The sequence below is a fragment of the Agromyces chromiiresistens genome, assembly GCF_029167465.1.
GTDB lineage: Bacteria > Actinomycetota > Actinomycetes > Actinomycetales > Microbacteriaceae > Agromyces > Agromyces chromiiresistens.
On record NZ_JARFNL010000013.1, the window covers coordinates 1 to 13,331 of the forward strand.

The following is a 13,331-nucleotide window of genomic DNA, read 5'->3' on the forward strand; positions in this document are numbered from 1 at the left end:
TCGTCGCCGGCAGGAACCGCGTCCCCAACCCCGCCGCAGGAATGACCGCCTTCGTGATCCGCTTCGTCATCGATCGTGCCTCTCCGTCTGTCGTCGTGTCATGTCGTCGTCTGCGCGTGCCGCCCCCGTCGGCGGCGACGGCAGCGCTCAGGCCGGGCGGAACCCGGTCGTCTCGGGCGGCGGCGCGTGCCGGATCATGAGGTGCCGGGTCACCGAGTAGTCGAGCAGCGGCTCGATCGACATGTCCTTGCCGAAGCCCGACCCCTTGACGCCGCCGTGCGGGGCCTCCGACGCGATCGGCAGGTGGTCGTTCACCCACGTGACGCCCACGTCGAGCGACTGGCTCACCCGCAGCGCGCGGCCGACATCGGTCGTCCAGACCGAGGAGGCGAGCCCGTACGCGCTGTCGTTCGCGAGCGCGATGCCGCCTGCCTCGCCGTCGAACGGCAGCACCACGAGCACGGGGCCGAACACCTCGCCCTGCACGATCTCCGACGACTGCGCCGCGCCGACGAGCAGGGTCGGTGCGAAGTACGATCCCGGGCCATCGATCGACCGGCCGCCGACGAGCGCCTCGGCCCCCTCCGCGACGGCGCGCGTCACGAAGCCCTCGACGCGCGAACGGTGCGCCTTCGACACGAGCGGCCCGATGTGGGTCTCGGGGTCCATCGGGTCGCCGGCGACGACGCTCGCGACGGCCTGCCGCAGTGCCGCGACCCCGTCGTCGAAGATCGAGCGCTCGAGGTAGACGCGGGTCGCCGCGGTGCAGTCCTGTCCCGAGTTGTACGTCGCCCCCATCGTGACGGCCTGCGCCATCGCGCCGAGGTCGGCGTCCGCGAAGACGATGACGGGCGCCTTGCCGCCGAGCTCGAGATGCACGCGCTTCACGCCGTCGACGGCGCCGCGCATGACGGCCTTGCCGGTCTGGGTCGACCCGGTGACGCTCACCATGTCGACCTCGCGGTGCGTCACGAGCGCCTGCCCGACCTCGGCGTCGCCCGTGACGACGTTGAAGAGGCCTGCGGGCAGTCCGGCCTCGACCGCGAGTTCGGCGAAGCGGAGCGTCGTGCGCGGGGTCGCGGGCGCGGGCTTCACGATCACGGCGTTCCCCGCGGCGAGCGCGGGACCGGCCTTCCAGATCGCCATGATGAGCGGGAAGTTCCACGGTGTGATGCCCGCGACGACGCCGACGGGGCGCCGGGTGAGGATCGACGTGTATCCGTTCGAGAACGACCCCGCCCCGGTGCCGTCGAGCGAGCGCGCCGCCCCGGCGAAGAACCGCAGGTTGTCGATGCCGAACGGCAGCTCGCCGTCGAATGCGGTCGTCCAGGGCTTGCCCGAGTCCTCGACCTCGAGGCGGGCGAGATTCGCCGCGTCATCCTCGAGGGCGTCGGCGAGTCGCAGGAGCGCGAGCGAGCGCTCCCCCGGCGTCTTCGCGGCCCACGCCGGCTGCGCCGCCCGCGCCGCCGCCGCGGCCTCGTCGACGTCGGCGACGCCCGATGAGGTGAACGCGGCGACCTCCTCCTCAGTGGCGGGATTGGTGATCACGGCGTCGCTGCCGGTGCCGGCGCGGTAGTCGCCGATGAAGGTTCCGGTGCTCATGGAGAGCTCCTCTCGTCTCGTTCACCGAGTCCGTCGGAGCGGACCCAGCGGTCGTGCGGCTCGCGTCGACGGGCTCGGCGAGCGGGTGGTCAGGAGTTGAAGCCGAGGCAGAACCGGTCGAGCGTGCGCAGCCACAGGTTGCGTCGGCCCTCGCGGGCGTCGGCCGCGAGGATCGAGCGCCGCGTGAACTGCACGATCGGGTTGCGGAGCGGCTCGGGCGGGATGGGGAACGGACGGCGGCGCACGATGTCGTAGCGCAGGCGCGACGTCGGCTCGCCCGAGAGCAGGTCGAGCGCGACGTCCGCCGAGAATCGCGATGCCCCCACGCCCAGGCCGGTGTGCCCGACCGCATAGGCGACCCGGCCGCCGCGGGCGGTGCCGTACGCCGCCGTGAATCGGGTCGTCGAGTCGATCGGCCCGGCCCACCGGTGCGTGAACCGCACGCCGTCCAGCTGCGGGAAGGTCTCGAAGAAGTGGCGCGCGAGCAGTTCGTGCGAGGCGTCGCGCTGCTCGAGCCCCGCATCGACCCTGCCGCCGAAGTAGTACACGGCGTCCCAGCCGCCGAACAGGATGCGCCCGTCGGCGGTCGGCCGGTAGTAGTGGAACTGGTTGCCCGCGTCGGTGAGCCCCTGCCCCTCGGACCAGCCGATCGCCGCCTGCTGCGCGGCGTCGAGCGGCTCGGTCATGAGCACGTGGTCGTAGAGCGGCATGATGTAGTTGCCGAGCCGCCGGAGCGGCGCCGGGTAGGCCGCGGTCGCGATGACCGCGTCGCGCGCGTCGACGTGCCCGAGCACAGTGCGCACGCGCACGCCCGCGCCCTGCCGGTCGATGCCGGTGACGGCGGATGCCTCGAAGATGCGCACCCCGCGGCGTTCGAGCTCCGCGGCCATGCCCCAGGCGAGCCGCGCGGGGTCGATGAGCACCGTGCCGGTGCGGTCGCGGAGGCCGCCGAGGTACGTCGGCGAGTGCACGTCCGCCTGCACCTCGTCGCGGTCCTGCAGTTCGAGCTCGACCCCGTGCCTGGCACCGAGCTCGTGCGCCTCGCGCAGCCCGTCGAGCTGCCACGGTTCGATCGCGATCGTCGTCTTGCCGGCGCGCCGCAGCCCGCAGTCGATGCCGGCCGCCTCGATCGTCGCGACGAGCTCGGCGAGGTTTCGCTCGCCCTCGTCGTGCAGGGCGCCCACCTGGTCGGGCCAGATCGCGGTGCCGTGGGTGAGCCCGTGCGTGAGCGAGCTCGAGACGAAGCCGCCGTTGCGGCCGGTCGCCCCGTGCGCCACGCGTTCGGCCTCGAGCACGACGACGGATGCCGCGGGGTCGCGCTCGAGCGCCCGCCAGGCGGTCCAGAGGCCGGTGAACCCCGCCCCGATGACGACGAGGTCGGCCTCGTCCTGGCCGGTCAGCGATGTCCGCGGCGACGGGGCGCCGTCGCGCTGCGCGTGGTCGGTCCAGTAGGCGCGGGGCGCTGCGTCGGCGAGCGCCGCCTCGGCCTGCGCCTGCGCCCGTTGCTGCGCTCGCGCCCCGGTGGCGCTCACACCCGTTCCCGGGCGCCGACGCGCTCGATCACGTCGGCGGCGGCCGAGACGCCGTCGCGCGAGCGGATCTCCGCCCCGGCGGCCGCCACGCGCTCGCGCAGGGCCGCGTCGCCCACGAGGGTGCGCACGGCGTCCGCGAGCTCGTCGGGCGTGAAGCGGTACGGGTCGAGCCGGAGGCCGTAGCCCTTCTCGTGGACGCGTTGCGCATTGTCGTACTGGTCCCAGAAGAGCGGCAGCAGCACCATGGGCTTGCCGAAGTGCAGCGCCTCGGTCGTCGTGTTGTTGCCGCCGTGGGTGATGACGAGGTCGACGAGCGGCAGGATCGTGGTCTGCGGCAGGAACTCGGCGCCCCACATGTTGTCGGCGAGCTCGATCTCGTCGTGCAACGGCCCCTTCGAGACGATGACGTTGATCGGCTGGTCGGCGAGCGCCGCGATCACCCGGCGCATGAGCTCGACGTCGGCCGAGCCGAGCGAGCCGAGGCTGAAGTAGACGAGCGGGCGGCTGCCGTCGGTGAACGAGGCGGGCAGTTCGGCGGGTGCCTGCTCGGTCTCGCGCACCGACGAGTCGAGCCGGTGCCAGGTCTCGTCCAGGGGGCGGGCGTCGGTGTAGTCGAGCACCTCGGGGTAGACGTAGAGGTTCGCGTCGCCGCGGTGGATGAACTCGAGCTCGGGCAGGGCGGGTGCCCCCTGCTCCTGCACCCACGCGTCGAACTCCTGCCAGAGCGCGCGGTGCGTGCGGTCGTACTCGGCGCGGAACGCGGGCCAGGCCGCCCGGTCGTCTTCGGCCAGCCCCGAGAAGACGGGCGCGATGTCGTCGCCGGGCACCTCGATCGGGTTGCACGACACGATGCGAACGAACGGAACGCCCGCGGTGACGAGCGCCGGGAAGGCGAGGACGTTGTCTTCGACGACGACATCGGGCCGCACCCGCTCGATGATCGCCTTCAGCTGCGGCTCGCAGTACTTCGCGCCGTCGACGAGCGCCTGCCAGATCGGGAGCGTGACCGTCTCGAGCTGCTCGGCGGTCGTCTTGCGGAACTCGGGCGACACCTCCCGGATGTAGTCCTTCCAGAACTGGCCGGCATCCTGCTCGACCTCCTCCTCGGGTGCCGGTGCGAGGTCGACGAGATCCTCCTCGAAGCCGAGGGCGGCGAGCTTGCCCTCCCACGAGCGCTCGGCGGCGAACACGACGCGGTGGCCGCGCTGCAGGAGCACGTTTCCGATGCCGATGCAGTTGTTCGTCGGGCCGTAGGCGCTCTCGGGCATGAAGAGGAAGGTGCGGCGCTCGTCTGCCATTGGTGACTCCTTCGTCGATTTATTGAATCGTGATGAAAAGAATTCGAGTTGTCAAGGGTTGCGAGAAATCTGGCCGCATCGACGTATCATTGACCAGCAGTACAGAGAACTCGACGGTGAGGGGAGCCCGAATGGCGCGGCCGAAGCGGCAGGAGGAGCGACGCAGCCAACTCGTCGCGGCGGCCCAGCGCGCGATCGCGGCGCACGGCCCCGACGGGGCGCGACTGAATCGCGTCGCGGAAGAGGCGGGCCTCACGTCGAGCGCGGTGCTGTACTACTACCCCGACATCGACGAGCTGATGTTCGAGGCGAACCGTGCCGGCATGGAGCGCTTCTACGAGGCGCGCGTGCGCATGCTCGAACAACTGCCCGACGACCCGGTGGCACGCCTGCTGGCCCTCGCGAAGTCGGGCCTGCCGAGCGGCCCGGGCGACACCGAGGTGCGGCTGCTCTGCGAGCTCGGCGGGTCGGCCGGCCGCAACCCCCTCATGGCGTCGCTGCTCACGACCCTCTACGACCGCCAGGTCGGCATGTACCAGGTCGTGCTCGAGCAGGGCGCCGCACGCGGCATCTTCGCCCTCGCGCAGCCGTCGCTCGTGATCGCGCGCAACCTCGTCGCCCTCGAGGACGCGTACGGCTATCGCATCATCGCCGGCCACCCCACGATCGACCACGACGGGGCCTACGAGCTCATCGTGGCGAGCGCGCGGCTCGCGACGGGTCATGACCTGACCCCCTCCGCCTCCTCCTGAGGCGTGCCCGCGACGCCGGTCGGTTCCGCCGAGTCATCGGTGCCGTCCTGGTCGTCGACGGTCGCCGCGTCGCGGGAGACCGCGGCCGCCCGCCCGAACCGCACGCCCACCGCGTCGCCGCGGGTGAGCGCGCTCGTGCCGTGCACCGAGGCGATGATCGGCGCCGCGAGGCCCGCGACCTCGATCGAGAGCGTCGACGCCCCGCCGAGGAAGTAGGTGTCGACGACGACGCCCGAGAGCGCGGCCGTCGCCGCATCGGCGGTGAGGTCGACGTCTTCGGGTCGTACGACCGCGGTCGCCGGGGTGCCGTCGGGCAGCGCGTGCGCTGCCACCTCGACGGCGCCGACGCCGGGTACGTCGACCCGCCCCGGGCGAACGACACCGTCGAGCAGGTTCGCCGAGCCGATGAACGACGCGACGAAGCGCGTGGCCGGGTTCGCGTAGAGCTCCTGCGGGGTGGCGAGCTGCTCGAGGCGACCGTCGCGCAGCACGGCGATGCGGTCCGCCATCGACATGGCCTCCTCCTGGTCGTGGGTGACGACGACGAACGTGAGCCCGACCTCGTGCTGCAGCCGCTTGAGCTCGAGCTGCATCGACGCCCGCACCTGCCGGTCGAGTGCCGAGAGCGGCTCGTCGAGGAGCAGCAGCCTCGGGCGCTTGACGATCGCGCGGGCGAGCGCGACGCGCTGGCGCTGGCCGCCCGACAGCTGGCCCGGCCGGCGCCTGGCGAGGTGGCCGAGGCCGACGACGTCCATCACCTCCGCGACGCGCTTCGCGGTCTCCACCCGGCCGACCCCCTCGGACTCGAGCCCGTAGGCGACGTTCTTCTCGACCGACATGTGCGGAAACAGCGCGTAGCTCTGGAACATCATGTTCACCGGGCGTCGGTGCGCCGGCATGCGCAGCAGGTCGTCGCCGTCGATCTCGATGCGACCCGCGGCCGGCGTCTCGAAGCCGGCGATCGAGCGCAGCAGCGTCGTCTTGCCGCACCCCGACGGCCCGAGCAGGGCGAAGAACTCGTTGTCGGCGATGTCGAGCGAGATGTCGTGGAGGGCGACGGTGTCGCCGTAGATGGCGCGCACGCCGTCGACGCGGAGGAGGGGTGCGGTGCTCACTTCACGGTTCCTGTCAGTCGGGTCAGTCGTTGCGCCGCGATCACCGTGACGATGCTCACGAGCAGGAGGATGGTGGCGAGGGCGTTGACCTCGGGCGTGACCCCGAAGCGCACCATCGAGTAGATGACGATCGGCAAGGTCGGCTGGGTCGGCGCGGTGGTGAAGAACGCGATCACGAACTCGTCGATCGAGAGCGTGAACGCGAGGAGCGCGCCCGCGACGATGCCCGGGGCGAGCTGCGGCAGGGTCACGCGCACGAAGGTGCGCACGGGACCCGCGCCGAGGTCGCGCGACGCCTCCTCGAGGCTCTGGTCGAGGCTCGCCATGCGGGCGAGCACGATCGCGGTGACGAACGCGGTCGCGAACACGGCGTGCGCGAGGATCGCCGAGTGCAGGCCGAGCGTCAACGACAGCAGCGAGAAGAACGTGAGCAGGCCGATGCCGAGCAGCAGGTCGGGCAGGATGGCGGGCGCGATCGCGAAGGCGCGGATGAGTCCGCCACGCGTGTACTTCTGGATGCCGTACGCGAGCAGCGTGCCGAGCACCGTCGCGATCGCCGTGGCGCCGGCGGCGACGACGAGCGTGTTCGCGAGGCCCTGCATGATCTGCTCGTCGGCGAAGAGCTCGGGGTACCAGCGCAGCGAGAACCCGCGCCAGACGAACAGGTTCTCGGAGTCGTTGAAGCTCATGATCACGACCACGAGGATCGGCAGGTAGAGGAACGCGTAGCCGAGCCACAACGGCACGAGGATGCCTCGGGCCTTGCGCACCGCCCGCGGCGCCGACGCCGGATCGGCCTCGCGCATCGCGGTCGTCGGCGGGTTGCCGGTGTCAGCCACGGCGGCTCCCTTCGGTCAGGCGCCGCGAGACCGCGGACTGCACGAGGATGACGAGCACGAGCATGATCGTGAGCACGAGCGCGAGGGTCGCGCCGAACGGCCAGTCGCGCGCCTCGAAGAACTGGTCGCGTACGAGGTTGCCGACCATGATCGTCTTGCCGCCGCCGATGAGCTCGGGAATCACGAAGTTCGACATGGCCGGCACGAACACGAAGATGCAGCCGGTGAGCGCCCCCGGCAGCGAGAGCGGCAGCGTGACGGTGCGGAAGGTGCGCCACGGGGTGGCGCCGAGGTTCGTCGCCGCCTCGCGGAGCGACGGATCGAGCTGCTGGAGCGACGCGTAGAGCGGCAGCACCATGAGCGGCAGGTACATGTAGAGCAGTCCGACCACGATCGCCTGCGGGGTGTACAGCATCGCGATCGGCTCGTCGACGATGCCGAGCGACTGCAGCCACTGGTTCACCCAGCCCGCATTGTTGAGCAGCAGGATCCACGCGTACGTGCGGATGAGGAAGTTCGTCCAGAACGGCAGCACGATCGCGACGAGCGCGACGGTGCGCCACTTCGGCGAGAGCCCGGCGATGGCGTACGCCATCGGGTAGCCGATGAGGAGCGCCAGGAGGGTCACGACGAGCGCGACGCCGACCGACTGCACGATGACACCGAGGTACAGCGGCTCGAAGAGCTTCACCCAGTTGTCGAGCGTGAACTCGAACACGACGCCGCCGAAGCGGCCGCGCTTGAAGAAGCTGTAGAACGCGAGCAGGCCCACCGGGATCGCCATGAAGGCGATCAGGAAGACGAGGCCCGGGGCGAGGAACGGAACCGGGGCGAACCCCCGCCGCGCGCGGGGTGCGCGTACGGCGGGGGCCTCCCGGTCGAGTGTCGACGTCACGGCGTCAGTTGGTCGCCAGCACTTCGGCGTTGAGGTCGACGTACTTCGTCGTGTCCTCGCCGAGGTCGACGATGACCTCCTGCTCGAACAGTTCGTCGACCGAGATGCCGAGCGTCGGGTACTGCTCGACGAGCGCCGGGTCGAGGGCCTCCATTGCGGCCTGGTTCGGCACCTTGTAGAGGATGTTCTCGGCGACCCAGGTCTGCACCTCGGGGTCGAGGATGTAGTTGACGAAGGCCATCGCGGCCTCCTTGTTCTCCGAGCTCTTGAGCACCGTCATGGTGTCGACCCACAGGTCGGCGCCCTCGTCGGGGATCACGAACTCGATGTCGGGGTTCTCGGCGATGCCGTAGTTGCACCAGCCGTCCCAGGCCTCGACCATGGCGGCCTCGCCAGAGACGAGCTTCGAGTAGAACGTCGTGTCGTCGTAGGCGAGGAGGGTCGGCTTGGTCTCGAGCAGCTGCGCCTTCGCCTCGTCGAGCTCGGCGTCGTCGGTCGTGTTGAGCGAGTGACCGGCGGCCTTGAGCGCGGGCATCGCGAGCCAGCGGTCGGTCGAGAGCATCGTGGTCTTGCCCTCGAGCTCGGGCTTCGGGTCGAGCAGGTCGTTCCACGACGTCGGTGCGAAGCCGGTCAGGTCGGGACGGTAGCAGAGGCCCGTCGTGCCCCAGGCGTACGGCTCGGAGTAGACGTTGCCCTCGTCGTAGTCGAGCTCGAGCGCCTCGGGGTAGAGGTTCTCCTCGTTCGGGATGAGCGACTTGTCGAGCTCCTGGAGCAGCCCCTGCTCGCCGAGCGCCTGGGCGTACTGGCCCGAGACGAACGCGACGTCGATGCCGGGGTCGGCGCTCGCGGTGAGCTTGGCGACGATGTCCTCGTTGGTGGTGTGGTTCACGATCGTCGTCTTGACCCCCGTCGCCTGCTCGAACTGCTCGGCGAGGTCTTCGGGGTAGTAGTCGGCCCAGATCGACACCGTGAGCGTCTGCTGGCTGAGGTCGGCGTCGGGGTCGAGCGTCTCGTCGGCGGCACCGCCACCGGAGGAGGCGCACGAGGAGAGGGCGAGGGCGAACGCGAGTGCGCAGCCCGAGGCGGCGACGATTCGACGGGTCGAACGCATGGGGAACCTCCTGCAACAGTGGACAAGGTTGAGCGATTGTTGCATCGGTCATCAAGAAATGGCAATGGCTCCGAGAAAACACTGGAGCGGGCTTTGCCGAATAGTTATAATCCGAATTCAATGAACTCGACGATGAGCGACGGCTCCACCATCAGCGGCGCAGAGCCGGTCGTCGGCGGGCGCACGCTGTCCGTCGGCGACGACGGAGCGCTGCTCGCCGACGGGCGGCACCCCGCTGCCGGCGACGGCCTCGCCCGTGCGCTCGCCGCCGCGGTTCCCGGCTCATCGATCACGGCGGATGCCGCGGAGCGGGCGATCACGGTCGACCAGACGAACGTCTCGGTCATCGTCGACGAGCGCCTCGTCGTGAAGCTCGTCGGCCGCTGGGGCGCCGCCGACCGCGCCGGCGCCCTGCTCGAGCGACTCGCCGAGGCGGGGTCGCGCGACGTCGACCGGCTGGTCGGCCGAGTCGAATGGCGGCATCCCGAGCTCGGCAGGTCGACGATCGCGATCGTCACCGAGTACCTGCCCGGTGCCGAAGACGGCTGGACCTGGGCGGTCGACGACGTCGTCGAGCTGCTCGGCTCGGGCACGGAGCCCGAGTGGCCCGGCCTCCTGGGTGCACGCGTCGCCCGCATCCACGGCGTCCTCGGCGCCTCGGCCGTGACGTCCGGCGACGACGCGCCCGCCGCCCGACTGGTCCGCGCCGAGGATGCGCTCGCCCGTGCGCTCGAGGCCGCCGATCCGGCCGACGGCGAGAGCGGAGCGCGCCTGCACAACCGCCGCACCTCGCTCGCCCGAGACATCCGGTCGCTCGGGGGCACCTCGCCCGGGCTCGAGTTCCCGATCCACGGCGACCTGCACGTCGGGCAGGTGCTCGCCTCCCCCGACGGCTCCGGCACCCGGCGCTACACCGTCATCGACTTCGACGGCGACCCGCAGCTCTCGGCCGACGACCGCGAGCGCGCCGACGCGGCCGCGCGCGACGTCGCGCACCTGGTCGTGTCGCTCGACCTCGTCGCCGCGGTCGCCCAGCGCCGCATCGGCTGTGCCGACGACCGCGCCTTCGCGTGGGCGGATCGGGCCCGGTCCGCGTTCCTCGAGGCGTACCGGTCCGAGCTCTCACGCCCCGAGCTCTTCGACGAGGCGCTCCTGCCAGGCTTCTGCGCCGAGCAGCTCGTCGCAGAACTCCACTACGCCGACCGATTCCTGCCCGTCTGGCGCTACGCGCCCGACGCCGCCATCACCCACCGCCATCGATCGACCGACGAACATCCGGAGACCCAGTGGACCCCACCGCCTTCCGCGCCGACCTCGACCTGATCCCGCACTCGCTCGGCGCGCTCGCCGATGCGCTCGACGCCGGGCTCGCGGGCCTCGACGAGGTCGCCGCGCTCGCGCGCGGCGCCGTCGAGCGCGTGCTCGTCGTGGGCATGGGCTCGAGCCGGTACGCCGCCGACGTCGTCGCGCGACGGCACCGCGCGGCCGGCGCGCACGTCGTCGTCGAGCTCGCGAGCACCGAGCTGCTGCCCGCGCCCGCACCCGGCCTCGTCGTCGTCGCCGTGTCGGCGACCGGCGGAAGCGTCGAGGTGCTGCGCGCCGTCGAGCGGTACCGCGGGTCGGGCCGGCTCGTGGCCATCACCAACCGCCCCGGCTCCGCCCTCGGCGAGGCGGCCGACGTCGTCGTACCGCTCGTCGCCGGCACCGAGGCATCCGGCGTCGCCTGTCGCACCTTCCGGGCGACGTTCGCCGTCGTCGACGCGGTGCTCCACGCGCTGCGCCCGGTCGCCGAGCCGGGCCGTGCCGCACGATTCGACGCCGCGGTGCTGCGCCGGGCCGCCGACGCCTCGGCCGACCTGCTCGCGACGAGCTCGAGCTGGCTCGACCCGATGACCCGACTGCTCGCCGGGCCGTCGGGCACCTGGACCCTCGCCCCGGTCGAGCGGCTCTCGAGCGCGCAGCAGTCGGCGCTCATGCTGCGGGAGGTGCCGCGGGTGGGCGCGTTCGCCTCGGAGACGGGCGACTGGTCGCACGTCGACGTGTACCTCACGAAGACCCAGGACTATCGGGCGCTCGTGTTCGCCGGCTCGGCCTGGGACGACCAGGCCCTCGAGTGGATGGCGATGCGCGAGTCGCGCTTCGCGTCGGTCGGCCGGGAACTCGCCGGCGCCGAGCTCGTCGTGCGGCATGCGCACGACGACGAGCCCGATGTCGCGACGCTCGCCGAGGTGATCGTCGGCGAGCTCGTCGCGAACCGCCTCTTCGACGGAGAGGGGGTGCGCGAGGGCGCCTGATGCCGCGCGTCGGGTGTCCGGCACTCCTGCCGGCCCGGGCATCGAACTTGCTCCATGTTCAGCACCGCTCCACCGATACACCGATACGGAAACAGCGAGGTTCATCATGCAGGCAACTCCCCGCGGCACGACGCCGCTCAGTTCACGGATCGGCGCGATCCTCCGCGCCCACGGCGAAGCCGAACGGCGCGGCATGCCCGTCGACGAGGTGCTCGGCGAGGCCGCTGCGGCCCGCGCCGAGGCATCCGGCTCGAGTTCTTCCGACACCGGACGACCGAAATCGCCGCCCAGCCGGCGCGACGCCCTGAGGGTCGCGGGCATCGCCGGAGCCGGCGCGGCACTCGCACTGGCCTCCTCGCCGATGCCGGCCGCCGCCGCGGCGGCGAAGCCCGCCCCTGCCCCGAGCGTCGGCATCGTCGGCGCCGGGCTCGCCGGTACGCGGGCCGCCCACTGGCTGTGGCGCACGAAGGGCGTCGCATCGACGCTCTTCGAGGGCAGTGCCCGCGCCGGCGGCCGCTGCTACAGCCTGCGCGACCACTTCGACGACGGCATCGTCGTCGAGCACGGCGGCGCGCTCATCAACACCGACCACAACGCCATCCGCAACCTCGCGTCGAGCCTCGGGCTCAGCCTCGACGTCGTCGCGGGCGGCAGCTACATGGGTTGGGTCGACAAGTACCGCATCGACGGCGCCGACTATCCCTACGACGACGCGAACGACGACTGGGGCGAGGTGTACCAGGCGATGAAGGCCGACCTCGCCGCCGCACCCTACTGCCAGACCCACGACGTGCACACGGCGGCCGGGGTCGCCCTCGACGGGATGACGGTCGACGACTGGCTCGCGGCGAAGGTGCCGGGTGGCCTGTCGAGCCGCTTCGCGAAGCTCATGCAGTCGAACGTGATGGCGGAGTACGGCCTCGAGTCGCACGAGCAGTCGGCGCTCAACCTCGTCTACCTCCTCGGCTGGAACGCCCAGAACAGCCTCTCGCCGATCAACGGCGCCGACGAGAAGTACGTGGTCCGCGGCGGCAACGACCAGATCGTGTCGCGCATGCTCGCGGAACTGCCCGCCGGCACGGCGCGCTATGGCCACGAGCTCATCGCCGTCAAGCGCAACGCCGACGGCACCGTGCGGCTCAGCTTCAAGGTCGGCAACCAGACCGTCGACAAGACCTTCGACCGCGTCATCCTCGCGCTGCCGTTCACGACGCTGCGCGAGTGCGACCTCAGCCAGTCGGGCTTCTCGTCGCTCACCCGGCGGGCGATCGACGAGCTCGGGCTCGGCGCGAACGCCAAGGTGCACGTGCAGGTCTCGCACCGGCCGTGGGTCGAGCAGGGCTACGGCGGGGCGGCGTACACGAATCCGTCGGGGTTCCAGTGCGGCTGGGACGACACGGCATCGCACCCGCTGCCGGTCGGCGTCTACAACTTCTTCCCCTCGGGCGACCAGGTGAAGGCGTGGTCGGGCCAGCCCTTCGGCGTCGCCCCGGCGGCGCAGGTGCAGGGGCTGCTCGCGCAGCTCGAGCCGATCTTCCCGGGCGTCACGGCGGCGTACACGGGCAAGAGCTACCGCGACTTCTGGTGGGCGAACCGCTGGTCGCACGGCGCCTACACCTGCCAGCGGCCGGGCCAGTACACGCAGCTGTTCGGCGTGGGCTCGACCCCCGAGGGCAACGTGCACTTCGCGGGCGAGCATACGAGCGTCGAGTACTACGGCTTCCTCAACGGGGCGGTCGAGTCGGGCGAACGGGCGGCGAAGGCGGTCGCGCTCTCGTGAGCTGACGTCGCGCCCGCGGGGCGGGGCGTTCGAGCTCTCGGATGCCTCCGCTTCGCGGGCGGGCCCCTCGGTCGCAGCGAGCCCGGCCCCGGGGCATCCCCGGGTTCGGACAT

At 71.5% G+C, this 13,331-nt stretch carries 11 protein-coding genes; 4 read left to right on the forward strand and 7 right to left on the reverse strand.

Translation table 11 applies throughout. The annotated features are described in order from the left end of the window. Positions 1 to 147 precede the first annotated feature (147 nt). The 3 genes from PX701_RS18390 to PX701_RS18400 form a co-directional block, all read right to left on the reverse strand. The gene (locus PX701_RS18390) at positions 148 to 1,602 is read right to left on the reverse strand and encodes an aminobutyraldehyde dehydrogenase (RefSeq protein ID WP_275507122.1); all 1,455 of its coding nucleotides are present in this window, start codon (positions 1,600 to 1,602) and stop codon (positions 148 to 150) included. An 89-nt stretch (positions 1,603 to 1,691) separates the two neighbouring features. Then, positions 1,692 to 3,134, reverse strand: a complete 1,443-nt coding sequence (locus PX701_RS18395; RefSeq protein WP_275507123.1) for an NAD(P)/FAD-dependent oxidoreductase — start codon at positions 3,132 to 3,134, stop codon at positions 1,692 to 1,694. Beyond that, the gene (locus tag PX701_RS18400) at positions 3,131 to 4,432 is read right to left on the reverse strand and encodes a glycosyltransferase (RefSeq protein ID WP_275507124.1); all 1,302 of its coding nucleotides are present in this window, start codon (positions 4,430 to 4,432) and stop codon (positions 3,131 to 3,133) included. The genes PX701_RS18395 and PX701_RS18400 overlap by 4 nt, the downstream gene beginning before the upstream one ends. Before the next feature lie 131 nt (positions 4,433 to 4,563). Here PX701_RS18400 and PX701_RS18405 point away from each other — a divergent pair, with 131 nt between their 5' ends. Continuing rightward, entirely contained in the window at positions 4,564 to 5,184 is a 621-nt protein-coding gene (locus tag PX701_RS18405; protein WP_231430681.1) for a TetR/AcrR family transcriptional regulator, read from the forward strand. On the opposite strand, the gene PX701_RS18410 is transcribed toward PX701_RS18405, so the two are convergent. The 4 genes from PX701_RS18410 to PX701_RS18425 are packed head-to-tail and all read right to left on the reverse strand — an operon-like array spanning position 5,154 to position 9,144. Next, the gene (locus PX701_RS18410) at positions 5,154 to 6,299 is read right to left on the reverse strand and encodes an ABC transporter ATP-binding protein (RefSeq protein ID WP_275507125.1); all 1,146 of its coding nucleotides are present in this window, start codon (positions 6,297 to 6,299) and stop codon (positions 5,154 to 5,156) included. The two genes, PX701_RS18405 and PX701_RS18410, sit on opposite strands and share 31 nt — an antisense overlap. Then, positions 6,296 to 7,138 (reverse strand): ABC transporter permease, encoded by an 843-nt coding sequence (locus PX701_RS18415; protein WP_275507126.1) that lies wholly within the window; start codon positions 7,136 to 7,138, stop codon positions 6,296 to 6,298. Before PX701_RS18415 ends, PX701_RS18410 begins: the two co-directional genes overlap by 4 nt. Beyond that, a complete protein-coding gene (locus tag PX701_RS18420; RefSeq protein WP_275507127.1) occupies positions 7,131 to 8,033 on the reverse strand; it encodes an ABC transporter permease in 903 nt (300 codons plus the stop codon). Before PX701_RS18420 ends, PX701_RS18415 begins: the two co-directional genes overlap by 8 nt. A 4-nt stretch (positions 8,034 to 8,037) precedes the next feature. Then, positions 8,038 to 9,144 (reverse strand): polyamine ABC transporter substrate-binding protein, encoded by a 1,107-nt coding sequence (locus PX701_RS18425; RefSeq protein WP_231430677.1) that lies wholly within the window; start codon positions 9,142 to 9,144, stop codon positions 8,038 to 8,040. 120 nt (positions 9,145 to 9,264) lie between these two features. Here PX701_RS18425 and PX701_RS18430 point away from each other — a divergent pair, with 120 nt between their 5' ends. The 3 genes from PX701_RS18430 (at position 9,265) to PX701_RS18440 (ending at position 13,218) form a co-directional block, all read left to right on the forward strand. Next, complete coding sequence (locus tag PX701_RS18430) at positions 9,265 to 10,467, forward strand: hypothetical protein (protein ID WP_275507128.1); 1,203 nt, start codon at positions 9,265 to 9,267, stop codon at positions 10,465 to 10,467. After that, positions 10,431 to 11,438 carry an SIS domain-containing protein gene (locus PX701_RS18435; protein ID WP_231430675.1) on the forward strand — a complete coding sequence of 336 codons (1,008 nt, stop codon included), beginning with the start codon at positions 10,431 to 10,433 and terminating at the stop codon, positions 11,436 to 11,438. The genes PX701_RS18430 and PX701_RS18435 overlap by 37 nt, the downstream gene beginning before the upstream one ends. 106 nt (positions 11,439 to 11,544) lie before the next feature. Next, on the forward strand, positions 11,545 to 13,218 hold the full coding sequence (locus PX701_RS18440; protein WP_275507129.1) for a flavin monoamine oxidase family protein: 1,674 nt from the start codon (positions 11,545 to 11,547) through the stop codon (positions 13,216 to 13,218). The last annotated feature ends 113 nt before the right edge of the window (positions 13,219 to 13,331 follow it).